This window comes from Mesorhizobium loti R88b, from assembly GCF_013170845.1.
Taxonomy (GTDB): domain Bacteria; phylum Pseudomonadota; class Alphaproteobacteria; order Rhizobiales; family Rhizobiaceae; genus Mesorhizobium; species Mesorhizobium loti_B.
In genome coordinates this window covers 6,296,538-6,321,206 of the sequence record NZ_CP033367.1, presented here as the reverse complement: position 1 = coordinate 6,321,206, position 24,669 = coordinate 6,296,538, and the positions used below count along the sequence as shown (strand labels likewise).

23 protein-coding genes are annotated in these 24,669 nt (G+C 60.0%); 18 read left to right on the top strand and 5 right to left on the bottom strand.

Translation table 11 applies throughout. The annotated features are described in order from the left end of the window. Positions 1–4 precede the first annotated feature (4 nt). The 3 genes from EB235_RS30785 to EB235_RS30775 are packed head-to-tail and all read left to right on the top strand — an operon-like array spanning position 5 to position 3,140. Positions 5–880: a DMT family transporter gene (locus tag EB235_RS30785; protein ID WP_245268898.1), complete on the top strand. Its 876-nt coding sequence runs from the start codon at positions 5–7 to the stop codon at positions 878–880. A gap of 10 nt (positions 881–890) precedes the next feature. Further along, complete coding sequence (locus EB235_RS30780; protein ID WP_167334897.1) at positions 891–2,684, top strand: peroxidase family protein; 1,794 nt, start codon at positions 891–893, stop codon at positions 2,682–2,684. A 54-nt stretch (positions 2,685–2,738) separates the two neighbouring features. Further along, complete coding sequence (locus EB235_RS30775) at positions 2,739–3,140, top strand: hypothetical protein (protein ID WP_027033658.1); 402 nt, start codon at positions 2,739–2,741, stop codon at positions 3,138–3,140. Positions 3,141–3,171: 31 nt separating this feature from the next. On the opposite strand, the gene EB235_RS30770 is transcribed toward EB235_RS30775, so the two are convergent. Then, positions 3,172–5,082 carry a hypothetical protein gene (locus EB235_RS30770; protein WP_027033659.1) on the bottom strand — a complete coding sequence of 637 codons (1,911 nt, stop codon included), beginning with the start codon at positions 5,080–5,082 and terminating at the stop codon, positions 3,172–3,174. Positions 5,083–5,249: 167 nt separating this feature from the next. On the opposite strand from EB235_RS30770, the gene EB235_RS30765 reads away from it, so the two are divergent. Beyond that, complete coding sequence (locus tag EB235_RS30765; protein ID WP_027033660.1) at positions 5,250–6,647, top strand: YcaO-like family protein; 1,398 nt, start codon at positions 5,250–5,252, stop codon at positions 6,645–6,647. 399 nt (positions 6,648–7,046) lie between these two features. Here the strand turns inward: EB235_RS30765 and EB235_RS30760 are convergent, their stop codons facing one another. From EB235_RS30760 to EB235_RS30745, 4 genes are all read right to left on the bottom strand, one after another. Next, complete coding sequence (locus tag EB235_RS30760) at positions 7,047–7,730, bottom strand: alpha/beta fold hydrolase (RefSeq protein WP_027033661.1); 684 nt, start codon at positions 7,728–7,730, stop codon at positions 7,047–7,049. Positions 7,731–7,783: 53 nt separating this feature from the next. Then, positions 7,784–8,542: an alpha/beta fold hydrolase gene (locus tag EB235_RS30755; protein ID WP_080680940.1), complete on the bottom strand. Its 759-nt coding sequence runs from the start codon at positions 8,540–8,542 to the stop codon at positions 7,784–7,786. Positions 8,543–8,754: 212 nt separating this feature from the next. Beyond that, on the bottom strand, positions 8,755–9,636 hold the full coding sequence (locus EB235_RS30750) for a helix-turn-helix domain-containing protein (RefSeq protein WP_027033663.1): 882 nt from the start codon (positions 9,634–9,636) through the stop codon (positions 8,755–8,757). 96 nt (positions 9,637–9,732) lie between these two features. After that, on the bottom strand, positions 9,733–10,617 hold the full coding sequence (locus EB235_RS30745) for a helix-turn-helix domain-containing protein (protein WP_027033664.1): 885 nt from the start codon (positions 10,615–10,617) through the stop codon (positions 9,733–9,735). A gap of 672 nt (positions 10,618–11,289) precedes the next feature. On the opposite strand from EB235_RS30745, the gene EB235_RS30740 reads away from it, so the two are divergent. From EB235_RS30740 to EB235_RS30675, 14 genes are all read left to right on the top strand, one after another. Beyond that, positions 11,290–13,242, top strand: a complete 1,953-nt coding sequence (locus tag EB235_RS30740) for an adenylate/guanylate cyclase domain-containing protein (protein WP_051429780.1) — start codon at positions 11,290–11,292, stop codon at positions 13,240–13,242. A 443-nt stretch (positions 13,243–13,685) separates the two neighbouring features. Next, positions 13,686–15,389: an adenylate/guanylate cyclase domain-containing protein gene (locus tag EB235_RS30735; RefSeq protein ID WP_051429781.1), complete on the top strand. Its 1,704-nt coding sequence runs from the start codon at positions 13,686–13,688 to the stop codon at positions 15,387–15,389. 357 nt (positions 15,390–15,746) lie between these two features. Continuing rightward, positions 15,747–15,887, top strand: a complete 141-nt coding sequence (locus EB235_RS35315) for a hypothetical protein (protein WP_167334898.1) — start codon at positions 15,747–15,749, stop codon at positions 15,885–15,887. A 427-nt stretch (positions 15,888–16,314) separates the two neighbouring features. Continuing rightward, the gene (locus EB235_RS30725) at positions 16,315–17,136 is read left to right on the top strand and encodes an alpha/beta fold hydrolase (protein ID WP_027033666.1); all 822 of its coding nucleotides are present in this window, start codon (positions 16,315–16,317) and stop codon (positions 17,134–17,136) included. A gap of 97 nt (positions 17,137–17,233) precedes the next feature. Then, positions 17,234–18,190, top strand: a complete 957-nt coding sequence (locus EB235_RS30720; protein ID WP_171878182.1) for an alpha/beta fold hydrolase — start codon at positions 17,234–17,236, stop codon at positions 18,188–18,190. A 103-nt stretch (positions 18,191–18,293) separates the two neighbouring features. Further along, positions 18,294–19,274, top strand: a complete 981-nt coding sequence (locus EB235_RS30715) for an alpha/beta fold hydrolase (RefSeq protein WP_027033668.1) — start codon at positions 18,294–18,296, stop codon at positions 19,272–19,274. Between the two features lie 86 nt (positions 19,275–19,360). Continuing rightward, positions 19,361–20,326: an MBL fold metallo-hydrolase gene (locus EB235_RS30710; RefSeq protein WP_027033669.1), complete on the top strand. Its 966-nt coding sequence runs from the start codon at positions 19,361–19,363 to the stop codon at positions 20,324–20,326. Between the two features lie 26 nt (positions 20,327–20,352). Further along, positions 20,353–21,102, top strand: a complete 750-nt coding sequence (locus tag EB235_RS30705) for an SDR family NAD(P)-dependent oxidoreductase (RefSeq protein WP_027033670.1) — start codon at positions 20,353–20,355, stop codon at positions 21,100–21,102. A gap of 62 nt (positions 21,103–21,164) precedes the next feature. Then, a complete protein-coding gene (locus EB235_RS30700; RefSeq protein ID WP_171878161.1) occupies positions 21,165–21,584 on the top strand; it encodes a DUF6130 family protein in 420 nt (139 codons plus the stop codon). Positions 21,585–21,636: 52 nt separating this feature from the next. Then, on the top strand, positions 21,637–22,566 hold the full coding sequence (locus EB235_RS30695) for an MBL fold metallo-hydrolase (RefSeq protein WP_027033672.1): 930 nt from the start codon (positions 21,637–21,639) through the stop codon (positions 22,564–22,566). 38 nt (positions 22,567–22,604) lie between these two features. Continuing rightward, the gene (locus EB235_RS30690) at positions 22,605–22,952 is read left to right on the top strand and encodes an SH3-like domain-containing protein (protein ID WP_051429782.1); all 348 of its coding nucleotides are present in this window, start codon (positions 22,605–22,607) and stop codon (positions 22,950–22,952) included. A gap of 2 nt (positions 22,953–22,954) precedes the next feature. Further along, positions 22,955–23,593: a nitrile hydratase subunit alpha gene (locus EB235_RS30685; RefSeq protein ID WP_027033674.1), complete on the top strand. Its 639-nt coding sequence runs from the start codon at positions 22,955–22,957 to the stop codon at positions 23,591–23,593. Positions 23,594–23,602: 9 nt separating this feature from the next. After that, the gene (locus EB235_RS30680; protein ID WP_027033675.1) at positions 23,603–23,956 is read left to right on the top strand and encodes an SH3-like domain-containing protein; all 354 of its coding nucleotides are present in this window, start codon (positions 23,603–23,605) and stop codon (positions 23,954–23,956) included. Continuing rightward, positions 23,953–24,354: a DUF302 domain-containing protein gene (locus EB235_RS30675; RefSeq protein WP_032925973.1), complete on the top strand. Its 402-nt coding sequence runs from the start codon at positions 23,953–23,955 to the stop codon at positions 24,352–24,354. Before EB235_RS30680 ends, EB235_RS30675 begins: the two co-directional genes overlap by 4 nt. The last annotated feature ends 315 nt before the right edge of the window (positions 24,355–24,669 follow it).

The following is a 24,669-nucleotide window of genomic DNA, read 5'->3' as shown; positions in this document are numbered from 1 at the left end:
AGTCATGTCCAGATTCAAGGCAAATTCCTTGCTGATGCTTGCCGCGGTTATTTGGGGGGTGGGCAATGTGTTCCACAAGACCATACTGGCCCACCTCGATCCGATCGCGGTTGTTTTCCTGACCAGCGTGATCGCCGCACTGGTGACGTTGCCGTTCGCGGTGCGGGAGCGTGCCCCCCTTGCCAACACCGGCTGGCTTCCAAGTGTGACGAGAGTGGTCCTGCTCTTTGCCCTCGGCTGCGTGGTCCAGCAACTTTCCTATGTCAGCACGACGGTGACGAATTCGAGCCTCCTCATCAGCGCTTCCACGGTCATCACGCCGATCGCCGCATGGCTGATCATGAGGGAGCGTCCAAGTGCACTGATCCTGTTCATAGCAATTCTGACGGTCGTGGGATCAGCCCTCCTGGCGGGCGGCTTCAATGGTTCTGCAACCGTTGGCGATGCGTTCGCCATCCTGACCGCAATCTGCTTTGCGGTGTGGACGGTCGAGCTCGGACGACATGTCCAGGCGCATGGCCATCCCTTCGCGACAGCGGTCGCGCAGTTCGTCGGTACGGCCGTTGCCACTCTGCCTTTCGCGCTGCAGGGGAAGATGACGTTTCCTGCAATTGCGGCAGCGTGGCCCGAGCTCATCATGCTGGGCGTATTCTCGACCGCCGTCGGCTTTTGCCTGCAGACTTCCGCACAGCGCTACACCACCTCGTCCCATGCGGCGGTGATCTGCAGCGGAGAGGGCGTATTCGCTGCTATTTCCGCCGCTGCCCTGCTCGGTGAGCGGCTTTCGCCCGACGGATTTCTGGGTGCGGGCGTCATTCTGTCCTGTGTACTCTTCGCCGCCGTCTCGGCGGGTCCAAAGCTCGATCCGTCAGTGCCGTGATCGCTTCGGCATGTCGGGCTGCTCTGGCGCCGCGACATTCCCGCCACGACGGGCAAGTCTGTTTCAACTTCCCGATTCATGCCAAGCTACTGGCCTGGCCGCATTCATCATCTGGAAAACGAGGGTTACTTCGATGCTCCACGGCGAAACGTCCTCCTTCGAAGCCGCTAACATACCGAACCGGTCAAACCAGAGCTCAACTGATGGGCTCAACGACAAGCCAACCTTGCAAGGCATCAGGCTATTCCCGTCCCTGGCGGACATGCCAATCGCCTTGTTTGCGGCAACCGAAGACGAGAGCGCCGTCGACCGCACCAAGGCAGCCTTGTTGGACATCACGACGGAAATGGTTGGCCCCAGCGATGGTCTCGAGGACGGTGATCTCAGCCAGACACCGGCCGGCTTTACCTATTTCGGTCAATTCGTGTTCCACGACATCGTCTTCAGCCAGATATTCGGGTTACCCCAACCGAAAGGCAAAACCCATCATTTGAAGAACGCGTCCTCGCAAGGTCTTGATCTTTCGGGGCTCTATGGAAGGGGGCCCATCGTCGACGCCCATCTCTACGATGTACCCGACGGAGCGAATCTGACGGCCTGCAGGTTTCCGATCGGCTTGCCCTGCATGAAGGACAGTATTCTTCCAGTCGATCGCAAAACGGTGCCGGGGCGCGATTTGCCGCGCATCGACATGTCGGGCAAGTTCATCAGTGTCGAGGGCCGGCGGTCGCCCTATCGGCCCCTGGTGGCAGACCCACGAAACGACGACAACCTTGTCCTTTCGCAGCTGCTGTGCACGCTCATGTGCATCCACAACAGGATCGTGGATCTGCTGCTCGGCAGCGGCACGCCCGATCCCGCCGAAGCCTACAGGCGTGCCAGGGTCTACCTGACCTCGGTTTATCGTACCGTGATCATCAACGACTATCTGAGAAAGGTCCTGGCCCCCGGCATATGGGATCATTTTTTCGCTAGCGACGATTTTCAAGGCACGGGAGTCTCGGCGCTTGAGACGTTCAATGCGCTGCCCTTGGAATTCACCTTCGGAGCGTCGCGCTTTGCCCACGCCATGGTGCGGCAATTCTATGTCGTGAACGACAGTTCGGCCGACGACCCAGCCAATTTGCGCAGAATGCTGTCCTTCTCAAGCCTGCGCCCGGGTGGAGAGATTCCCATACCCGAGAACTGGATCGTCGACTGGAGCCGGTTTGCCTCGGCGCACACGCCGTCCAAGGCTCAAAGCGGGCGGCGCATAGGACCATTCCTGTCGAAGGAACTGACGATTGCTCGCCTGAGTTCGGAATTGAATGGCACGATCCGGACGGTAGCCTTCATGGATTGCTGGCGCTGTTATGATCTCGGTTTGCCATCCGGTCAGGACGTGGCCGGCGCGGTAAAGAGCGCCCTGGGTGACAATGGCATCGATGTGCCGGTCCTCACGGGCAATGACATGCTGCCCACGGCGGCTTGTGCCAAGCGCTACGTCTACAATGCCGGCCGCCTTCAGGCCGCCTTGCAACGTTACCCGGAGTTCCTGAGCCGAACACCTCTCTCCTACTACATCATCCAGGAGGCGTCCGTTCTTGGCAATGACGGCAGCCATCTTGGCCCGGTCGGCTCCTATGTTGTGGCCGCCACGATCGCATCGGCATTGTTCAAAAGCGCCGATACGGATCTCTCTTCTGGCAGGCTGATCCCGGACGTTGAGCCGAAAACGCTGGCAGGACTGCTCGATCTCAATGATACTGCAAAGGTGCCGGACGACGTGCTTGGCGGCCTGGTTAACGGCCAGGGTTTTCAATAGTGCTGATAGCGGCAGGGCTTCAGGTTTCAATCTGGTTTAACGGGGGAAGTGGACATGGTGAAGTTCAAAGATGTGCAGTTCGAGGCGCTTGGCGAATTCATCCGGGACCTGATCAAGGACCCGGCCAAACAAGCAATCTTCAGAAATCGAGATCAGCAGGCGATGAAGGATCTGCTGCGTGGGTTCATGACCCCCAGGGACAAAACCTGGGAGGAAATCACCATCAAACCACACTTCGACGAAGACCTGATCGCGCACATCGCCTTTCCCTTCACCGGCGACGTGGAGCAAACGATTGCTACCATTGCGCCGGCGGATGGGCCCGGGGAGGACTACACATTTCCCGATCATTACAAGATCGATCCGAACGCCGGCCCGCCCGACCAGATCAAGCAAAACCGTCTACGTGCCTATCACAGCCGCCTCGGCGACTATGTCATGTCGCGTTGCAAGTAGCGTCCGGGGCGGCGTACCTTAGGATTATTCTTCAGCCCGACTGCGCTGCCAATTCGATACCAAGTGCCAGCTTCACCTGGTCGGCCGGGTTCCGAATGGGAAACGCGGTACTGAACCAATCGACGGCGAGCGCGCGATCAGCCCTGCCCTGGCCTTGCCATGCCGCCGAGAGGTTGCGCAGGAAACGTCTGAACTCGTCCCCGGCCTCGCGATTGCGTTTCAGCAGCGCGAGGGCAGCTGCCGACCAGCCATGGATGTCAGCGAACAGCTGATCACACTTGGCCGCGGCGTCCACGCATCCCTCAAGATCATCGGCCAAAAAGGCAATGGTCGCGTGGTACCCATGATAGTGCGCATCAGGCATCGGGTTGAGTTCGAAACATCGCCTCGAAAGGTCAAGTGCCCGCTCGTGATATCCCATGAACGAGCTGGCTAACGCATAGGCGATCAGCGTCGCGGGATTGCCGGCATTTTGCTCATGCGCAAGGCTAAAGTGGAAATCCGCAAGGTCCCAGCGTCGCGCCAAGAGATGGCTCCAGGCCAGATTCACCTGATTGCGGTGGTCGAATGGATCGAGCAAGACCGAACGCTTGGCCAGTTCGAATGCGCGCGTGAGGTCCTGCTGGATTGAAGGCGCTCCTGGAACAACGATCCAGCGTGAGTTGAGCACCGCTGCGAGGCTGGAATAGGCGCACGACAGATCGGGATCAAGCCGGATAGCTTCCTCGTAGCGGGCGATGGCGGCCTCTTCGGTGTCCTTGCGCCACATGATCGAAAGTCGCTGACCGTCCAGCCAGCAATCATACGCTGAAAAATGGTTTGGTGAGGTCTGCGATATGCGATGCAGCCTGGCACTGGACAAAGCGATCTGAAGACGCGCGGAAAAACGCGCGCAGACGCCATTAAATGCCGAGCGCCAGGAAGAAGGATCAGAGGGAACAGTCAGCCTGAAGGCTTCACCGCCTTGCAGGAAGTCATAGCAGGTGATCTCGAACACGGCTGGCACGTCTGCGTCGATCAGGCGGATAAGCACCCCGATATCCACGTTTTCGCCCGCGGCAAGGCGTACCTCCTCAAACGAGATGCGGCTCGTTTGCAACTCCGTCGACAGGGCAGTCCAATGCCTGAAGCGAGAGATCGATGCCAGAAGCTCTGTCGCCAGGGCAAATTGGAGATGTTCGTTTTCCGCTTCGCGCCTGGCAATGATGATGGCGATCATCGGCTTTCCCGGGACCAGGCTGTGGTGATCGCTTTGCACAAGGCCCGGGGCAGTTGCGTGCTTCTCTTCGCCCTTGCCCGGTTTGAGCGCCTCCATAAGGCGCAGTATCTCACCTGGCGGTCGCAGGTCCATGTCTGCTTTCAGTTCGGCCGCATAGCGCTCGAAGAAGGCCCGGGCTCGGGCGTAGCCGCTTTCCTGATAGACGCGCCGGATGGTCTCCACCACGGCATCATCAAAAAATGGATCGAGTTGCAGAATACATGCCGCAATGGATTTGCGCTGTCTTGGGTCCGTCTCGGCCGCCAGCCAGGCCGCGAGCCGCGTGACCAGCCTGTCGGTCATCATGGTCGACTGCATTCTCAACCAATTGTCGAAGACAGGATCGCAATCGTCCAATCCGGCGCAAAGTCCATCTCTGGCCTTGCCCAGCAACAGCAGGGCACGGTCATAATTGCGGTCCTCAAGCACCCGCTCCAGCTCATCTATGTCGGAACGTATCGAGGTCGGATCGATCCCAAGGACGAGCTTGTCCACTGTGAGGAAATTGAGCCGGGTTTCGCTTGCCAGGCGTCTGAGATCCTTGATGCACTGGCGCAGCGATCCGCGCGCATGTTCCTCGTCCTGCTCGCTCCAAAGCATTGCCGCAAGTCGCCCGCGCGTCTCGCGTGACCTGCCGCTCAGCATAAGATAGGCGAGGATAGCGCAGGCCTTCCGCTTGCCCAACGAGAGGGTCTCCGCGCCCTTGCGAAGCTCGAAACCGCCGATTAGCCTAATCGCCAGACCGTCTGTGGAAATTGTAAACTCCGCCGGCTATCGTCTTGTTTCGGTCGATGGGTGGAGACCGCTTCCCCCGCGTAAACAGCAGACGCTAAAATATTGGAAAAGCCAAGTTGCTGTTGCAAGGGCCGCATTGGATAAAGCTCGCTTCGCTGCCGCAGCGCGACCAGTTGATCACGCTGCTCCAGGACGGCATCACCGAGGGCCCCAGGTCCAGCGTCCATGATCTTGATGTCTTGGCGAATCTCGCTGCGACCCTTGTTGCCGCGCCTGCGAATGGCCTGCCGCTTTTGCGCTTCGCTATCCGTTACGACATTCGCGTTGAAGTGTTCACCGTTCCAGGCGGGTTCCTGGCAATGTCGAATATTGCTCCGTTCGAAGGCAGTGAGGAACGCGTTACAGCAAGTGGCAAAGGCTTCAATGCTGCCCGGGCTGTGTTGGCTTGCCTCGGAGAGGCGGCGGAGATTTCGAGTTGGGCCTGCAGAGCCGACGACGTCACGGCGTCAGCTCACATCGCTCGTTCGAGCGTTGGAATGACGGTCGACGCAGTTGATGTGTTGGGCTTCTCACAGGAGCAGATCAACAATCGCGCCCGGCTCAACAGAGCGTGGCACGGCTGGGATACAATCCCATCGCCGGATCAGTTATGCAATCCTCGGCTATGGGTGAACGTTCAAAGCTTCCATGACGACACGACAGCGCTCTGTCCTGCACTCCTTTGCTATGGCCGCTTGGGGGATGTCGCATATGACGATGCCAGCTTGAACGTCGACTCCAATGGCTGCGCCGCAGGCACGACGCGGGCCGATGCGAGGACTCGTGCCTTGCTTGAACTCGTGGAGCGAGACGCCACTGGCATGTGGTGGCACCGAGGCTCCTTGAAAACGCGGCTGGATGTCGCGCAGCTTAATGACCAAGGCTTGACGTCTTACATCCGGCAGCATCGGCGCGACAGCGGACGAAGGCTCTGGCTTCTAGATATATCGTCCTTCCGAACGGCTATGGTGGTGGCAGCGATCAGCTGCGAAGACAGCGGCGAGCGCATGGCTGTTGGCTTTGGAGCCGGCTTCCATCTGGTAGATGCCGCCAGGTCCGCGTTTCTGGAATTGATACAATCCGAGGCCACCATGCACGCCCATGCCGATCGCGCTGAACGCCTCTGTAATACAATGGCCAGCGATGACGACTGCCGGATGGATCGCTGGAAGCGTTTCGCCGACGTACGCAACTTCCGTTTCGCCATCGGCGAACCGGCCGCTGGTCTGGAGAACGCCGGCACAGGAAACGTTGACGACCTGCTGGACGAAATCGACGAAGTTTGTGGGCAGCGGGTCTGGTTCGCGGACCTTTCGCGATCCGAGATTGGTATCCCTGTAGCAAAGGCGATTTGCGAGGGATTATCCCACTTCAAGGTGCGCTGGGGCTGCCGCCGAAACACCGCACCTTCCATCGCAGCTGGTTCGAGCAGAACAGTCACTGGCCTCTCGCAGGCCAGGAAACTTTTGATCTAATCGCTACAGGCGGCAGCTCTCGGATTTGGTACAGCGCTCGCTCGAATGAGCGCACGCATTCGATGTGAATGCCAGGAAAACTGCTCCTGCGTTTCCACTTTTGGGAAAAACTACTATAGGTCTGAACGACTGCAATGAGGCGCATTTTAGACAGGCAGCAATGGGGCCGGAAGCGGACGGTCCGGTTCTGGGTTGGAGAGGCTGGGAATCTGCCAATCGCTCTCGCGCTGCGATAGCGGCAATCTCGCTATGAGGGCGTTCAGATCATCCGGGCGCAGAGCGCCCGAAACGATACGAACGTACAATCTTTGCTCTAGGCAACAGATCTCGAACACTTGGTACGCCCAGCTCAAAGAGAAAGGTTGAAAGCGCGCTTGCAACCTCGCTCAATCCTCAGCCCTATAGAGCTGCCGCCGCCTTGACGATGAAATCTGCGACGGCGCCAGGCTGCGACAGCATCGGCACGTGTGAGCTTTCCAGCACAAGGATCTCTGCACCCATTCGGTCAGCCGAATCGCGTTCGACAGCGGGAGGTATCGTCTCATCGCGAGATGCGACGATGTACCAGTTGGGTTTGGAGCGCCATGCTGCCTTGGTGATCTTATCGCCGAAGCATTTCACCGCCAGCGGACCTTGAGTTGCATATACGATATCGGCCTCATCTGACGGGATGTCCTGCACGAAGTGCTTGCGCACCCCTTCGGGAGTCAGGGCCACATAGCCCTCGCCATAGGGCTTGATTTCGGCGGCACCCGGCGCCGGCGCATAATCCTTCCACCAATCCTGGAACGACTGTCCGTTGTCCGGCGCGCCCGCCGAGATGTAAACGAGGCCTTTCACGTTTGGATGGTTGCCCGCCTCGGTGATGACAGCGCCGCCCCAGGAATGGCCGACCAGGAGTACCGGACCTTCCTGCATGTCGATGACCCGGTGGGCGGCCGTCACGTCGTCGGCCAGTGAGCTCAGCGGATTCTGAACGGCGATGGCCTTTAGCCCGCGCTTCGTGAGCAGCGGAATGACCTTTGCCCAGCACGAGCCGTCGGCAAAGGCGCCGTGCACGAGAACGATGGTATTGATGGCCATGATGCACCTCTTTTGTGTTGAACGATATTCGGAAATTGTCAGCTGCTCGCTCCCTACTTCGACGCGTTCGCGGCGCTTTCGATGAAGGAGGCCACGTCCTGCGGATGGGACAACATGACGGCGTGACTGCTGCCGATCTCGACCAACTTGCCGCCGGTCCGCTTCGCCATCATCCGCTGCGTGCTCGGCGGGATCATGTGGTCCTGCGTCGTCAGCAGGAAGAAGGTAGGCTTGACCTTCCATGCTGCCTTGGTGAGCTTTGCCTGCGGGGCCTTCAGTCCCCAAGGCATCTGCGCCGCGGCCATGAACGTCGTGATCGAGGGGTCCACATCAGCGGCGAAGGCGGTGGGGAATTTAGCCGGATCTACCATCAGATATCCGTCGGTCGGCGGCAGCAGGGGTGCGCTGGGCTCGCCCGGGGTGGGCTTTTCTGCAAGCTCGATCACGGATTCGCCGATGTCCGGCGCGAAGGCCGCCAGGTACACGACGCTCCGGACCTTAGGATCGTTGCCCGCTTCGGTGATCACCGCGCCGCCATAAGAGTGGCCGACCAGAACGACCGGGCCCTTTGCCGCGGCGATGACGCGCAGGGTCGTCGCTACATCGTCTTCGAGCGTGCGTGTCGGGTTCTGCACCATCAGCACCTCATACCCGTCCTTGGTCAGAATGTCGTAGACAGGCTTCCAGCCGGCGGCATCGACGAACGCGCCATGGACCAGCACGATAGAGACTGGCCGCTCCGCCTGTCCCGCGGAGCAGATCGGTGAGGCAAGGACAAAAGCCGCGAGAAGTGCAAAAAACAATCTAATCATAACGTCGGTCTCCCTGAGTTGGTGCGCCATGAAATTAGTGACGGTGATGACCGAGGATCTGCAGGGCGCCTCCAGGCGTGGTCCATATTCTGGACGGTCACACCGAAATGCTGGACATCTTGTAACCGAGCGCCGAGCGGCGCGACATCCCGCGCCGAAGCGGTGTTTGTTTGAGGCTCATCACCAGACTCCTTCGTTTTGATCGACGCGCTTCATCCCTGGCGAACAGCACGATACGCGCGCGCCGACAGGCCCGTCAGATTGCGGAACACTTGGGTGAATTTTGCCTGCGACTCAAAGCCGGTCATCGAAGCGATTTCCGACAGCGACAGTTGGCTTTTCTCCAACCATTTCTGCGCCTCTTGCACCCTACGGAAGTTGAGGTAGCGATGTGGGGTCACGCCCACGGCTAGACGGAACAAACGCGCAGTGTGATATTCACTGAGGCCCGCCTGCGACGCTAGTTCTGCCAGTCCGATGTCGTCCGCGAAATGCGCCTCAATATAGTCGATGGCTTGGTCCAGGCGACCATAGCCCACATCGGGCAGTCTCACCGGGCGAACCCATCGATCGATCGAATACTTCTCGAGCAGGTAGGCGGCGAGCGCTGCTTGCATGCCGTCGAGATAGAGCCGCTCGGTGGTTTCTATCTCGTTCCGGCGCGTGCCTTGGAAAGCCATGGCCATGCGATAGAGCTTCGGGTCCTCCAAAGCGCCGGTGTACACCAGCTCGGCTTTCGCCGGGTCTACGTCAAAGTCGGCAGCCGCGCTCCTTTCGATCAAGATTGGCGGCAGGTAGATGTGAAGGCACTCGAGCGGTGATGTGGTGCCGCTCGCCTTCTCGAACGTGCCGACCGGGCAGATGCACGATGTACCGGGCCGGATGAAGCGCCGACGGGTCACTCCGTTGGCGGATTGCATAGCGTAGGTCCGACCGGAAAGCACGAAGACAAGCTCATTGCTCTGACAGACGCCGGGTTCATGATGACCTGGCTTCAATCGCCGGCGGTCGATGCGTAAACTCGAAAAATGCGCCGACGCAACGAGCTCGGTCGTGCTTTGATACTTGCGGTCTCCGTGTGTACTGAGTTTCATCCTTCCGACTTAAGGCACGGAGAACTCGGGGGTATTTCCGGTTCTTGCGGACCTATGAGCAAATCTTGCTATTGTCCAGGCGGGACCGATCCCGGCTCAACGCCGGCGCAGCACGCGATACTGGCCGGGTGTAAGCCCCGTCGCCTTGCGGAAAACTCGGATGAAGTTGGCCTGCGATCCGAATCCCGTTTCCAGCGCGATCTCAACCAGCGAGGATTTGCCATGAGCGAGACGCTTTTGCGCTTCCTGCACCCGCCGCAAGGTCACAAAACGGTGCGGCGAAAGGCCAGTTGCCTCGCGGAACAACCGGGAAAAATGAAACTCGCTGAGACACGCTTCCGCTGCCAGATCGGCCAGCCTGGTCTCTCCGGCGGCGAGGTAGGTTTCGATATAATCGAGCACGCGCGTCAACCGCTTGCCGTCGAACTCCGGAGATCGGGCGGGCGGCCGCCAACGGTCAATCGTGTAGGTGCCGAGGAGGTATCCGGCAAGCGCCGCCTGCATTCCATCCAGGAAGAGGCGGTCAGTGGGCTCGGCCGGTCGTCCCAGGACGTCGTTGAAACCCATGGCGATCTGATAGAGTTTTGGATCTCTCAGGCCGCCGACGTATGACAACTCCACTTTTGCGGGATCGATGTCATAGTCGGCAATGGCGCTCTGGGCGATGAGGGTATCCGGCAGATAAATGTGCAAGCACTCGAGAGGCGATGTGTTAGCACTTTCGCTCTCTTCGACCCCCTTAGGTAGAATGCACGCGATTCCTGGCTGAATGAAATACCTGCCGGTCGCGCCGTTGGTGTTTTGCTGCGCAAAAGCTCGGCCAGCGATAACGAAGGCGAGTTCGGTAGAAGATCGTACGCCCGGCGTGTGGTGGCCCGCCTCCAGCCGACGTTGCTCGGCGCGCAGATTGGGGAGTTGGATAGCTGCCCTGAGCTGGCTGCTGGCCTGGTACTTATGCTCGCTGTGAGAATTCAGTCCCATGATCGTCTCCGCCACACAGATCAGCGGCTGCTCTGCTGCAAGCAGCGCATAAAATTATTAGAATAAATGGTTGCCAGCGACAACCCAGATGGCATTGGAGCCAGCAGGGGCGAACCCAACCGTTCAATTGATCTCGCGTTGAATCGAAATGGCGCACTAACGCTGAACTCTCAGGAGACAGCCGTCACAAACTCGGCAAGTCTGGTCAAAGTTCGTTGAGCATCGCGCCTAATACAACGGCGTGGCCGCTGCGATTCCTAAACAGGGGAGGCGGTGCACGGCCGCAAATAGCTGACCGGGCGGGATTTCGCCCACGCGTCCCGAAGCGTTCCCTCGCGACGACAATCCGCAGGCTCGTCTGACGCTACCGCTTATTCCCAAAAGCTGGAATAGCTACTTGTGATCGTTGCCTCTGCCTCAGCACCAGCAATATCTGCTTTTGGCGGGCGGTCAAATTAGCCGGATGGCAGACATGAGGCGCATTGCGGTCCGGCGGCCTTTGGGCCGGAAGCGAACTTGCGGCTTGGAGGCTTGGAATGTGAGAAGCGGACGTTCAGGCGCCCCTTGCATCGACGCGATCTGACCCATTCTCGGAAGTCGGGCCGGATAGACTGTAGGCCAGAGTACCAATACAATCCCAGGTGCCGGGCTTTCTGAAAGTACTCAACCCACATGGCCGAGATTCCAACCCAACGCCGCCTTGCCGCGATTCTGGCTGCTGATGTCGTTGGCTTTTCGCGCCTCATGGAGCACGACGAGGCTGGCACACTGGCCGCTCTCAAAGCGCGGCGGCGCGATGTTCTGGTTCCAGTGGTTGCCCAGCACCACGGCCGCGTGGTCAAGGTGATGGGCGACGGTGTGCTGGTGGAATTTGGCAGTGCGGTTGATGCCGTCCAATGCGCCATCGAATTACAGAAGGGTTTTGCCGGGGCCAACGAGAGCATGGCGGAGGCCTACCGCATCGTCCTGCGTATCGGCATCAATCTGGGCGACGTCATCGTCGAGGGCAGTGATCTCTATGGCGACGGTGTCAACGTGGCCGCCCGGCTGGAGGGTCTGGCTGAGCCCGGCGGCATCTACGTCTCCGCCACCGTGCACGATCATGTCACCGGCAAGCTGGCATTGGCGTTCGATGATCTGGGCGAGCACACACTCAAGAATATTGCAAAGCCAGTGCGGGTTTATCGCGCAGGAACAGGCGGGACCGGCAGACTTGCGCAGCAGCCCGCGGCTGCACTCCCGAAAAAGCCCTCGATTGCGGTCCTGCCCTTTGCAAATATGAGCGGCGATCCCGAGCAGGAGTACTTTTCCGACGGCATCACCGAGGACATAATCACCGACCTTTCGAAAGCGTCCGGACTCTCCGTCGTCGCCCGCAATACGGTCTTTACCTTCAAGGGCAAGGCGGTATTGATCGAGGAGGTGGCGAAGAAGCTGAATGTCGCCTACGTCCTGGAAGGAAGTGTACGCAAGGCTGGAGGGCGGGTGCGTATCACGGCTCAGCTAATCAATGGTCGTGGCGGTGACCATATCTGGGCCGAGCGGTATGACCGGACGCTGGACGATATCTTTGCCCTTCAGGACGAGATATCCAGAAGCATAGTCGACGTGCTCAAAGTGAAGCTGTTGCCCGAAGAACTGGCGACAATTACAAACCGCTCGACCGACAACCCCGAGGCTTACGAGACGCTGTTGATGGGCAGGTCGTTCCTCAATAGGGGAGTCGAGACCAAGTTTATCAAAACAGCGCAGCGACTGTTTGCCAGAGCTGTTGAAATTGACCCAAATTATGCGCGCGCTTATGCCGCTTTGGCTGATTGTGAGTGGCTTCTGTTGACTTGCAACGATCCCGACGCCAGCTTCGAGGCAGTCCTTTCCAACAGCTCACGGGCGCTCGAACTTGAGCCAGGTCTCGCCGACGCCCACGCATCACGTGGCGGGGCCTTGTTTGTAAATGGCCGGTATGCCGAGGCGGAAGTGGAGTTCGAGCGAGCTTTGGAGTTAGACGCCAGTTCTTCCGATACCTATTTCGCTTACGGCCGGAATTGTTTCATTCAAGGTCAATACGAGAATGCAGCCGCTCTGTACGAGCGTGCTGTATCCCTGTCACCCGATGACTATCGGGTCTGGGTCAATCTAGGGATGGTCTATGTTTCACTTGGTCGCAGCGACGACGCCAAGGAAGCAGCAAGGCAAGGTGTGCTTGGAGTGGAAAAGGAAGTCAAAGCGCATCCCGACAATGCCACCGCGCTATGTTACGGCGCCGCAATGCTGGCGGAAGTTGGCGAGATTGGACGCGCGCTGTCGTGGGCCTCCCGTGCTGAAATGTTCGCCGGAGACAACATTGCGGTTCAGTACAACATAGGCTGTTTTTATGCGAAGCTGGGCAAGACGGAGCAGGCTATCGGTTGCCTTGAACGTCAGCTAACTGCATCACATGCCTACCTCATTTTGCGCATGCCTTGGATGCGTCAGGATAGTGACCTCGACTCGCTCCGCGCTCATCCCCGTTATGTCGCGCTTGTCAATCGGATAGAGGCCCAAATAGCCGAGACTGGTGCTCGAATATCAGCAGGCCACGAGGAGAGTGAAGTAACAACCCTGAATATGAAGCCCAGAAAATGAGCTGGTTGAGGGGCAGGTCCGTTCATAGCGCAACTACGCCTCAAGCGCCGTCGCCGGTAGTGTCCGCTGTAAGGCGGTGGCACAACTAACTTTAACGGCCGACTTTGGGCGCGAAGCTGCCGTTCAAAAGGTAGCACGCTTGGAAGTTCGTGCCGACGCGCTATCTGGCGCATGTTCCAGAAGTCGCTGCCTTCAAAGCTATCCAAAAACCGAATCTAGTGTCCCACTTTGTCCGTAAGCAACCGCAATTCTGGCTGGGGGACGACCCAGAAAGTTCGAAAAGCTTCCAGGAACCCCAAGCGATTTGACCGTATCGAACTGCCACCACGTCGTGGAATGGCAGGCGGCAAGGCTTGATTGACTGATTGTCGCCGCCGGCAAATCTTGACCGGAAGGCGCTATTGCCGGCGTGTTTTAGTTAGCGATCGTTCAAGGCACTGGAAATGAGCCAATCGCAGGTCCCAGCAGCACCGCCCGGATGGCTGCCGGACGCGTGGCTCCGCAACGCACGGCTGGTGTCCGGCCTCGTGCTGATGGCGTTCGTGACGCTGCATTTCCTGAACCATGCGTTGCTCCTGATCTCGCTTGAAGCAGCGGATAAGGGGCGCGCGGTGTTCCTGCTGATCTGGCGCAACCCGGCCGGCACGCTGCTCCTCTACGGCGCGGTCGCCACGCATCTCGTCCTTTCGCTGCTGGCACTCTACCAGCGCCGCACACTGGTCATGCCGGTGCGAGAGTGGGCACAGATACTGCTCGGCCTCGCCATCCCGCTACTGATTGCCGAGCATGTGGTCGGCACGCGTGCCATGCACGCCCTCTATGAGGCCAACGACACTTACGAGTTTGTGGTGCGCTCGCTGTGGATCCTGACCCCGCAGGTCGGGGTGCGGCAGGCGATCGCGGTGGTCGTCATCTGGGCGCATGGCTGCCTCGGCCTCTACTTCTGGCTGCGCTATCGTCGGTGGTATCCGCGCGTCGCCTCGGCTCTGCTGGTCTTGGCGGTGCTGGTCCCGGTGCTGGCGCTGCTCGGTTTCGCTAGCGCCGGAAAGGAGGTCTCGGCGATGGGACCGCCTCGGTCGCAGTCCATCGAGCCAGCCCTTTTCGACCGGGCGTTGGCGACCAAGGAGCGCATAGACAGCAGCATCTATGCCGGCTTTGCGGGACTGATCGTCCTGGTGCTGGCGGCGCGCATCGTTCGCGACCGCATCGAGCGGCGCAACCTGATAGAGGTGCGCTATGCCGGCGGGCGCAAGGTGCGCATTCCCCGCGGCTACAGCGTGCTCGACGCCAGCCGGCTGGGCGGCATCGCGCATTATGCCGTGTGCGGCGGGCGCGGACGCTGCTCGACCTGCCGCATCCGCGTGCTCGACGGCCTGGCCGAGCAGCCGGAGCCCGGTTCGATCGAAGCGGCGACCCTGCGCCGCATCGCGGCCGACGGCGACGTGCGGCTCGCCTGCCAGCTCAGGCCGCGCGGCGATCTTCGCGTCGCGCCGCTGCTGTCGCCGCCGGTCACGGCGGAGAGCCCGCTCGCTGCAACCGCCAGCGATCCCGGCCACGAGAAGGTCGTGGTGGTGATGTTCTGCGACATGCGCGGCTTCACGGCGATGGCCGACCAGCGCCTGCCATTCGACGTGGTCTTCCTGCTCAACCGCTATTTCGGCGTGATCGGCCGCGCAGTCGAGAGCTCAGGCGGCCGCGTCGACAAGTTCGTCGGCGATGGCGCCATGGCGCTGTTCGGGCTGGAAACGACGCCCGGCGAGGCATGCCGCAACGCACTTTCTGCCGCCAGCGCCATCGTCGAAGGGGTTCGCGCCCTCAGCGACGACCTTGCCGAGGAACTGCGCGCCACCATCAAGGTCGCGATCGGCATCCATGTCGGCCAGGCGATCGTCGGCTCGATGGGCTACGGCGCGGTCATGAACGTGACCGCGATCGGCGACACTATCAACGTCGGCAGCCGGCTGGAGGCCGCGGCGAAGGAATTCGAGGCGGAGATCGTCGTCTCCGAAGCGGCGGTGCGGCTTTCGGGCATGGACCTACCCGGCGCGGAGGCGCGCGAGATCGACATCCGCGGCCGCGCGCGCCCGCTCGGCGTGCTGGTCGTGCCGCGCGGCGCGGCCGTGCCGATCGCCTTGCCAGCAAAATGAGATAAGGCGGGCTCGAAATGCCGGCCTCGCACACTCCCTACGATGCCGGAGGTCAGTCGGCGCGAACCGGATCGAGCGTCATCTGCTAGTCATCGTCTATTCGCGAGAGAATTTCGCCGAGGCGGTCATGCGACTGACTGGCGGCGCCGGAGAGGATGTCGCCTATGATTCTGTCGGAAACGACACCTTCGGCGGGTCGCTGGCAGCGCTCGGGGTACGAGGCCATCTCGTTAGTTTTGGCCAGGCTTCAGGCCCAGTCGGCAACTGGGACATGGTCGGTTCTCTTCGAAGTCCGTCACGATTTCCCGGCCCAACTACGCCCACTATACGGACACACCGCAAAAGCTCGCTCCGCAATTGAACCGGTTCTTTGCCGCGCTCCGACTGGGCGTTATCAAGGTCGAGCCTCCAAGGCCCTACGATCTTGCAGCAGCGTCTCAGGCCCATCGCGATCTGGAGTCTCGACGAACGACCGGCGCGCTGGAGCTAAAGGTTTGAGACAAGTTTTCACAATCGGAGCCCAGCGGCGTCACCAGAAGCTGGCGGTCGCTATTGCCGCCATTCATTTCAAGGCCTTGCGAATGGCTGCTGTCGGCGTAACCCCGACCAAACCGCCAACGCTCGCAAGGTCCGCTTTTGGAGAACTCTTAGATGGGCTTCGACGACCGATATTGGGCGCATTGCAGTCCGGCAGCGTTGGGGCCGATTTCGGACCGTCGGCTTCCGGCACGGAGAAAGCTAAAGCTGCCTAAGCTGACAGCAGTGCGCGTAACCCCGGAAGAGCATCGTCGTGCGTTCAGTGTCTTACAAAATTAAGGAACCTTTCGTTTTCGCTCCATCTCACAACTTCTAACGCCCTCTCTCGGAAACTCATTGGATCAACGAGCTTCCGTTACGTAAATTGTGCGAAACGAGAGGACTTACAATGAGCACGATCAAGACCAAAGACGGCACGGAGATCTACTACAAAGACTGGGGTTCCGGGCAGCCAGTCGTATTTAGCCACGGTTGGCCGCTGACCGCAGACGCATTCGAGGACCAAATGTTCTTCCTGGCCTCGCGTGGTTACCGCTGCATCGCACACGACCGGCGTGGCCACGGCCGTTCCAGCCAGCCCTGGCAGGGCAATGACCTCGACACATATGCGGACGACCTCGCCGAACTTACCGCCGCGCTCGATCTGAAGAAGGCGGTCCACGTCGGCCATTCGACGGGCGGCGGCGAGGTGACGCGCTATATCGGCCGGCACGGTACGGGGCGCGTCCACAAGGCTGCGCTGATCGGGGCGATCCCACCGGTAATGATCAAGTCCGACAAGAACCCTGGCGGCACGCCGATGGAGGCATTCGACAAGCTGCGCGACGCCGTCGTCGCCGACCGATCGCAATTCTGGAAGGATCTCAGCCTGCCCTTCTATGGCTATAACCGGCCCGGCGCGAAGGTCTCGGAAGGTGTCCGGCAATCATTCTGGCTGCAGAGCATCATGGCGGGCTTCCCAGCCTCCTATTTCTGTATCAAGGCGTTTTCCGAAACCGACCTGACGGAAGACCTCAAGCGGATCGATGTTCCGACGCTCGTCCTGCACGGCGACGACGACCAGATCGTTCCGATCGCGGATTCCGCCCTGCTGTCATCGAAGATCGTCAAAAACGCGAAACTCGTGGTCTACGAGGGCGCCCCGCACGGCATGTGCACCACGCTCAAGAATCGGGTGAACGACGAGCTGCTCGCCTTCATCAAATCATGACCGCACGGCGGCCTGCCGATGCTGGTCCCCGGCACCAAGCGATAAGCACAATCGAAAGGATAAAGCTGTGACAGAGACTTTGTACTCGCCTCATGCCATGGCATCGCGCCGCACCGTTCTGATGGGAACGACTGGGTTGCTTGCCGCCTCGGCCTTGGGTCTGCCCGGCATGACCGGTGCGGACAGCGCCGAAGCCGCCACTGAACGCCGCAAGGGAACGCTGTCCGGCAACTTTCTGACCACCAGCGACGGCACGCGTATCTACTATAAGGACTGGGGCACCGGGCAGCCGGTCGTGTTCAGCCACGGCTGGCCGCTGTCGTCGGATGCTTTTGAAGACCAGATGTTCTTCTTGGCCTCAAATGGCTATCGGGCCATCGCCGCCGACCGACGTGGCCACGGCCGTTCCAGCCAGCCTTGGCGAGGCAACGACATTGATACCTATGCTGACGATCTCGCTGAACTGGTTGCGGCGCTGGACTTGAAGCACGTCGTGCATATCGGCCATTCCACGGGCGGCGGCGAAGTAGCGCGCTATGTTGGTCGGCACGGAACCAAGCGCGTCGCCAAGCTGGTACTAATCAGCGCGATACCGCCGCTTCGGCTAAAGACTGAAGCAAACCCGCTGGGCGCCCCGATCGAAGCATTCGATGCACTGCGCACAAAAATCCACGAGGACCGGTCGGCATTCTGGACCGAGCTCTCGGTGCCTTTCTACGGCTACAACCGGCCGGGTGCGAAGATTTCGGAGGGTGTTCGAGACCAGTTCGTCCTGCAATGCATGATGGCCGGCATGCCAGCCTCTTATCTCGGCATCAAGGCACAGTCGGAAACTGACTTCACGGGAGATCTGAAGAAGATCGACGTTCCGACACTAATCCTGCACGGCGAGGACGACCAGTTGGTGCCAATCGCCGATTCGGCCCTGCTGACGGCCAAGCTAGTCAAGGGATCGCAGCTCAAGATTCTGAATGGAGCGCCGCACGGCATGTGTACCACTCGGAAGGACGAGATCAACGCCGCGCTTCTCTCGTTCATCCGCGCTTCGGCCTGAACTGCCGCGCTCGGCATTGGCCGAAGCCGCGCTACGCGGCCGTCCCCCCACCGCGTAGCGCCCCTTTTCCCAAATTCCGGCCGATGCCGGCAAAGGAGCTAAGATGTTGAGTTTCAATTCCCGGGTTGTTGCACTGGCGGTCGCATCTGTCTTGCTTGCATCGACGGCGCCCCCGCCGATCGGCCTCCAGTCCGGATATGCCGCCGAACAGACGGTTCCTACCGTCCACTTCCGCACGGCTAAGGTCGAGGGCGTTGACATTTTCTACCGCGAAGCTGGTCCGACAGCTGGACCTGTGGTCCTGTTGCTGCACGGCTTTCCGACATCGTCGCACATGTTCCGCAACCTGATCCCGCTGCTGGCCGACCGCTACCACGTGATCGCCCCGGACTATCCCGGGTTCGGCCAGAGCGGCGCGCCCGATCACAAGGGGTTCGCCTACACGTTCGGGCACTACGCCGACCTTGTCGACGGCCTGCTCGGCCAGCTCGGCACGAAGAGCTACGCGATGTACGTCATGGATTACGGCGCACCTGTAGGTTACCGCCTGGCGCTCAAGCATCCCGAGCGCGTGACCGGGCTCATCGTCCAGAACGGCAACGCCTACGAGGAAGGCCTCAAGGAATTCTGGGATCCGATCAAGGCCTATTGGGCAGATGGCTCGGCCAAACACAGAGAAGCACTTAATTTTCTCGTCGCGCCAGAAACCACAAAGTTTCAGTACACCGATGGTGTAGCTGACCTGTCACGCATTGACCCTGATAATTGGGCGCATGATCAGGCCCTTCTCGATCGTCCTGGGAACAAAGATATTCAGCTTGATCTATTTCACGACTACGGGAGCAACGTCCCGCTCTATCCGAAGTTTCAGGAATTTTTCCGCACCAAGAAACCCCCGACCCTGATCGTGTGGGGCAAGAACGACAAAATCTTTCCCGCGGACGGTGCCGGGCCGTACTTACGTGATCTTCCTGAAGCTGAGGTTCACATGTTGGACACTGGGCATTTCGCGCTCGAAGACAAGCTCGATGAGATGGGCCCGCTGATCCGGAATTTCCTTGACCGAAAGGTCGCCACAAACTGATCACGGACTTCTACCGAAATTTCTGAATCTCGCCCGCAACGCGTCTTTCTTCAGAAAACCTCAGATTATCGTCAGAGGAAGAAACCATGTCGTTCGCTCACCAAAATTCCCTTACCCGCCGCGGCTTCTGCATGTGCTGCATCGGGGCCGCCGCGTCTGCCAGCGGGTGGCTTTCGCCACGGCAGGCCTATGCCGAGGCCCGTGGCATCGTCAGTCTTATCAAGGACAGCGCCGCAGGTTCGCCGATCACGGTTCACCGACTGCGCAACAACATCAGCGTGCTGGAGGGGTCTGGTGGAAACGTCGCTGTGTTGACCGGCCCGGATGGCAATGTGCTCGTGGATGCGGGAATCACCGTTTCGCGGTCGCAGATGACTAAGGCACTGCAGGGTCTCACGGCCGACCCCGTAACGCACCTGATAAACACGCACTGGCATTTCGACCATGCCGACGGTAATTCCTGGCTAGGTCCAGCGGGTGCCAAGATTATTGCCCAGGACAATACCCGTAAGTATCTGTCGCAGGTCCAGCGTGTGGAAGAATGGGACTACAATTTCCTGCCGCTGGCCGCCGACGGCCTGCCGACTGAAGTGTTTTCCGACAGCCACGATCTGAAACTCAACGGCGCGTCCATTGCGCTCAAGTACTATGGGCCTGCTCACACCGACAGCGACATTTCCGTCACCTTCGGCGAAGCCGACATCATCCATGTCGCCGACACTTTCTGGAATGGCATCTACCCCTTCATCGACTACTCGACCGGCGGCAGCATCGACGGCATGATCGCGGCATCGGACGCCAATCTCGCGGCGACCACTGACAAGACGATCATCATCCCCGGCCACGGCCAACCGGTGAGCAACCGTGCCGAACTCCAAGCCTTTCGCGACATGCTTGTCGGGATCAGGGACAACGTCGCCAAACTGAAGGCCGAAGGTCGCACGCGCGACGAGGCTGTCGCGGCCAAACCGACGGCCGCCTTCGACCCTATCTGGGGCAATTTCGTCATCGACCCGGCTTTCTTCACCCGGCTGGTCTACGAGGGCGTGTAACTGAAGCCGTGCAAAGGGAGGTTGCCATGGGCAAACTCGACGGAAAGGTCGCCGTGATCACCGGCGCGACGAGCGGCATCGGCCTGGCGACGGCCCGGCGGTTTGCTATGGAAGGCGCCCGGGTCTTCATCACCGGCCGCAGGAAGAAGGAACTGGACGCTGCCGTCCTCGCGGTCGGCAAAGGTTCGCGCGGCATCCAGGGAGATGTGGCGGATATGGCCGATCTCGACCGCCTCTACGCCGTCGTCCGAGACGACGCCGGAAGGATTGACGTGCTCGTCGCCAATGCAGGCGGCGGTGAGTTCGCTGCACTCGGTGCGATCACCGAAGAGCACTTCGACAACACCTTCCGGACCAACGTCAAAGGAACGCTTTTCACCGTTCAGAAGGCGCTGCCTCTGTTAAAAGACGACGCCTCGATCATTCTGGTCGGGTCGACGACTGGGACCACGGGAACGCCGAATTTCAGCGTCTACAGCGCCAGCAAAGCCGCGATCCGCAACTTCGCGCGAAGCTGGATCCTCGATCTCGCTGGCCGGGCCATTCGAGTGAACGTCCTTTCTCCTGGCTCCACCCTCACGCCCGGCCTGTCGGACCTCGCCCCGGCCGGGTCGGCAAGGGACCAGATGTTCGGCTCCCTAAGGGCTGCGACGCCGTTGGGTCGACTTGCCGACCCGGACGAAACGGCGGGTGCGGCGCTGTTCCTGGCTTCAAGTGACAGCAGCTTCGTGACCGGGACCGAGTTGTTCGTCGATGGCGGGTCGGCCCAAATATAGACTTCCCATAGCTGTGCCGAAGGATTTTCGCGATGACGCTCAGTTTGAAGGACTTGATCTCCATGACCGCAGCAATCGGGATAACCACAGGGGCCTCGGCGCAAACGGCAAAGGATATTGTGGGTCCATCGCCGCTGATCGCCATCGAGAACGAGCCAGCTCCAAAGCTCATCGTCGACCCGCCATTGACCGAACCGCTGTCGCGCGGCCTCGTCTTTATCCAGTACCGCGCCGAGAATCTGCGCGTCGTGCCGGTGTTCGGAAAAGGCGCCCTCGATGTCTCGCCGCGCATCGGCCACGTCCACATTACCGTGGATGACGCGCCTTGGCATTTCGTCGACGCCAGCGGGGAGACGATCATCGTGGTCGGTCTGAAGCCTGGTCCCCACAAGGTCCTGGTCGAGCTGGCGGACCCGACGCATCACGTGATCGACAGCAAGACCGTCAAATTCGACGTGCCGGCCAAGCCAGGCACGCCGTAACAGCTTGGCGTCAGGCTGCGGCCGCACGTCAACCAACGAGAAGGGGATTGAAATGGACCTCGATCGCTTCACTCGCCGGCAGGTGCTGGGAACCGTCGGCGCGCTCGCCGTATCGGCGCTGCTGCCAAAGGCGGCACGCGCGGCGCCGGCATACAGTTTTGCGCATGGCGATTTCGATATCACCGTATTCAGCGACGGATTCATCTCCGTGCCTGGCGAGATTCTGGTGCCCGACATCCCGACGGAAGAGCGAGCCGCGATCCTTGGTCGCATAGACGCTCCCGGCGGAGTGGTCCGCGCCAAGACGAATATCCCACTGCTGCGCAAGGGAAACGATCTCATCCTCGTCGATATCGGCGGGGGCCACAAATATCAACCGACCGATGGCCATCTCGCGGAGGACCTGAGGAACGCAACGATAGATCCTACCGCTATCACCAAGGTGGTCTTCACCCATGCGCATCCAGACCACATTTGGGCAACGTTGGTGGAAGGTGGCGACCTACGATATCCGAATGCCACTTACCTTGTCGGCGCATCCGAATGGAATTTCTGGATGGATCCGGATTATCTGACCAACATGCCCGATGCCCTGCATGATTTCGCAAAGGGGGCGCAGCGGGACCTCAATGCGATCAAAGACCGTGTGGTGATGCTGAAGCCCGGTGATGACGTGATTACGGGAATGAGCGTGCTTGACACGGCTGGCCACACGCCGGGTCACCTATCATTCGAACTGGCAGGCGCCGAAGGAATGCTTATCACGGCGGACGTGGCCAACAACCAGATCGTCTCGTTCGAACATCCGGATTGGAAGTTCGGCTATGACACGCTTCCGGAATTAGCGATCAGCAACCGGTTCAAGCTGCTCGACCGTGCGGCGACCGACAAGATGAAGCTGCTTGGCTACCACTGGGAATATCCCGGGGTCGGCTATGCAGACCGCACCGGAAACGCGTTCCGTTTTGTGGGCGCCAGCTAGGCCGCGGCAATACTCGCAGGAAGCCGAAGGGACGAGAGATGTCCAATACGCGCGGAATTTTGCAGGCCGCACACTTCAACGTCGTGCTCGCCACCGGCGAGGCGCCCATTTTTAAAGCGGGAGATCGGGTCCGGATACTCTTGCGCGCGCCGATCGGCCACTACCGCGTGCCGATCTATCTGCGTGGCAAGCATGGGTCGATCGAAGCCGTGATCGAACCGGCCGCAGTCGACAACGAGGAAGAGGGCTTTGGCCGCAACGCCGGGTCGAAGCGGCATTATTACCGCGTGGCGATACCTATGGCCGAGATCTGGTCCGACTATGCCGGTTCACCGAGAGACGGATTGCGCATCGAAATCTTCGAGACATGGCTGGAAAGGATATGAAGATGGCTGACCCTGAACAGGATCACCACCACGATCACGATCACGCCGAAATCACGCAGGGCGAAGCGCCAGGCTATTTCGACATCATGGAAACGGCTGTGCGCGAGCTTCTAATAGAGCGCAAGCTGATCCGCGCCGACGAGATCCGCCGCCAGATCGAAGTCATCGACTCGCGCACCCCCGCGCTAGGGGCGAAGGTCGTCGCCCGCGCCTGGGTAGACCCGTCTTTCAAGACCCGCCTGCTGGAGAACGGCCGCACGGCCTGCGAGGAGCTCGGCATCAGCTTCTATGACGACACCGCACTCATCGTGCTGGAAAACACACCGTGCGTTCACAACCTGATCGTCTGCACGCTGTGCTCCTGCTATCCTCGGCCGGTCTTGGGGCTTCCGCCGGACTGGTACAAGCTGAAGCCATACAGAGCGCGCGCCGTATCCGAGCCTCGCGCCGTACTTGCCGAATTCGGCACAGAAATTCCGGACGACGTCGAAGTCCGGGTCAGCGATTCGACGGCGATTGTCCGCTACCTGGTGCTGCCGATGCGTCCGGATGGCACCGATGACTATGATGAGCAGCAGCTGGCCGATCTCGTCACGCGGGACGCTATGATCGGCGTGATCCCCGTCAGAGTTGAGCAGTGAGGTTGCACCATGACCGACACCCAACACCTTGTGAGCCGCCTTCCAAATGATATCGGTGGATTGCCGGCCGACCCAATCCAGCGCATCGACCACGACCTCGAGCCTTGGGAAAAGCGCTGCCATGCGTTGGCAGACGTCCTCGATTTTCACAAAATCATCAACACCGAGGAGAAACGCTGTGGCGTCGAAGCCCTCGGAGTCGAGGTAATCGGCAAGCTCAGCTACTACGAGCGTTGGATTGTGGCGTTCGCCAACATCCTTTTCAGGAAGGGCATTCTAACGCCAACTGAGGTTGCCCTAAAGATGAACGAGGTCGAGGGGCGGTGGTCGCAGGCCGGCAGCGGCTCACGAGAACTTGTATGACCCCGGAAGGCTTTATTGCGCGCGAAAGCAAGTTCGACTGCAAAGAGTCCATGGATCGCCTTTGCGAGTCGGCAGTTGGAAACGGAATGGCGATTGTGGCACGGATCGATCACGCCGCAGCGGCAGCACAATTCGACTTAGAACTGCGGCCCGCTGAAGTCCTAATCTTCGGCAACCCGCAAGCTGGGACGCCGCTCATGCAGAAGGCCCCGACCATAGCGATCGATCTGCCGCTCAAGGCGCTCGTATGGCAGGACGCCACGGGAAAAATTTGGGTAGGGTACAATGATCCCTTATGGATGGGCCAACGTCATGGCGTTGGACCCCTTACCTGCCCCTCGCTTCGCAGTATGGCGGTCAAGCTTGCGACTGTGGTCAATGCCGCCGCATCCGAATGACAACACCCGCATTGGTCGATTCGCTGCAAGTATCGGCCACATCGTTCCCAGGCAGCGCTAGGCCGTGAACCCATAAATCTGCCAGCGCACGGCTTGCCAGAGTCCGCTATGTCTCGATAGCGACCAAATTCTGCAGCGCAGCTAAATGACGCGAAGGGCCACGAGCCGACATCACGACCGCAGTCCGGTCCAAACCCTCAACCGATTGCCGAGGGCTAGCAATTGCTGGTTCCAGCCCGCCCTGATCGTTGCGGCAGGCAATTTGAGCAGGCATCGCGGCAGTGTCCATGGTACTGATAGCCGAAACAGCGTAAA

Bases quoted from the DNA above. Each gene is read 5' to 3' on its own strand.
- EB235_RS30785 (WP_245268898.1), top strand. From the start codon at position 5: ATGTCCAGATTCAAGGCAAATTCCTTGCTGATGCTTGCCGCGGTTATT.
- EB235_RS30780 (WP_167334897.1), top strand. From the start codon at position 891: ATGTCGGGCTGCTCTGGCGCCGCGACATTCCCGCCACGACGGGCAAGT.
- EB235_RS30775 (WP_027033658.1), top strand. From the start codon at position 2,739: ATGGTGAAGTTCAAAGATGTGCAGTTCGAGGCGCTTGGCGAATTCATC.
- EB235_RS30760 (WP_027033661.1), bottom strand. From the start codon at position 7,730: ATGGCCATCAATACCATCGTTCTCGTGCACGGCGCCTTTGCCGACGGC.
- EB235_RS30755 (WP_080680940.1), bottom strand. From the start codon at position 8,542: ATGATTAGATTGTTTTTTGCACTTCTCGCGGCTTTTGTCCTTGCCTCA.
- EB235_RS30750 (WP_027033663.1), bottom strand. From the start codon at position 9,636: ATGAAACTCAGTACACACGGAGACCGCAAGTATCAAAGCACGACCGAG.
- EB235_RS30745 (WP_027033664.1), bottom strand. From the start codon at position 10,617: ATGGGACTGAATTCTCACAGCGAGCATAAGTACCAGGCCAGCAGCCAG.
- EB235_RS30740 (WP_051429780.1), top strand. From the start codon at position 11,290: ATGGCCGAGATTCCAACCCAACGCCGCCTTGCCGCGATTCTGGCTGCT.
- EB235_RS30735 (WP_051429781.1), top strand. From the start codon at position 13,686: ATGAGCCAATCGCAGGTCCCAGCAGCACCGCCCGGATGGCTGCCGGAC.
- EB235_RS30725 (WP_027033666.1), top strand. From the start codon at position 16,315: ATGAGCACGATCAAGACCAAAGACGGCACGGAGATCTACTACAAAGAC.
- EB235_RS30720 (WP_171878182.1), top strand. From the start codon at position 17,234: ATGGCATCGCGCCGCACCGTTCTGATGGGAACGACTGGGTTGCTTGCC.
- EB235_RS30715 (WP_027033668.1), top strand. From the start codon at position 18,294: ATGTTGAGTTTCAATTCCCGGGTTGTTGCACTGGCGGTCGCATCTGTC.
- EB235_RS30710 (WP_027033669.1), top strand. From the start codon at position 19,361: ATGTCGTTCGCTCACCAAAATTCCCTTACCCGCCGCGGCTTCTGCATG.
- EB235_RS30705 (WP_027033670.1), top strand. From the start codon at position 20,353: ATGGGCAAACTCGACGGAAAGGTCGCCGTGATCACCGGCGCGACGAGC.
- EB235_RS30700 (WP_171878161.1), top strand. From the start codon at position 21,165: ATGACCGCAGCAATCGGGATAACCACAGGGGCCTCGGCGCAAACGGCA.
- EB235_RS30695 (WP_027033672.1), top strand. From the start codon at position 21,637: ATGGACCTCGATCGCTTCACTCGCCGGCAGGTGCTGGGAACCGTCGGC.
- EB235_RS30690 (WP_051429782.1), top strand. From the start codon at position 22,605: ATGTCCAATACGCGCGGAATTTTGCAGGCCGCACACTTCAACGTCGTG.
- EB235_RS30685 (WP_027033674.1), top strand. From the start codon at position 22,955: ATGGCTGACCCTGAACAGGATCACCACCACGATCACGATCACGCCGAA.
- EB235_RS30680 (WP_027033675.1), top strand. From the start codon at position 23,603: ATGACCGACACCCAACACCTTGTGAGCCGCCTTCCAAATGATATCGGT.
- EB235_RS30675 (WP_032925973.1), top strand. From the start codon at position 23,953: ATGACCCCGGAAGGCTTTATTGCGCGCGAAAGCAAGTTCGACTGCAAA.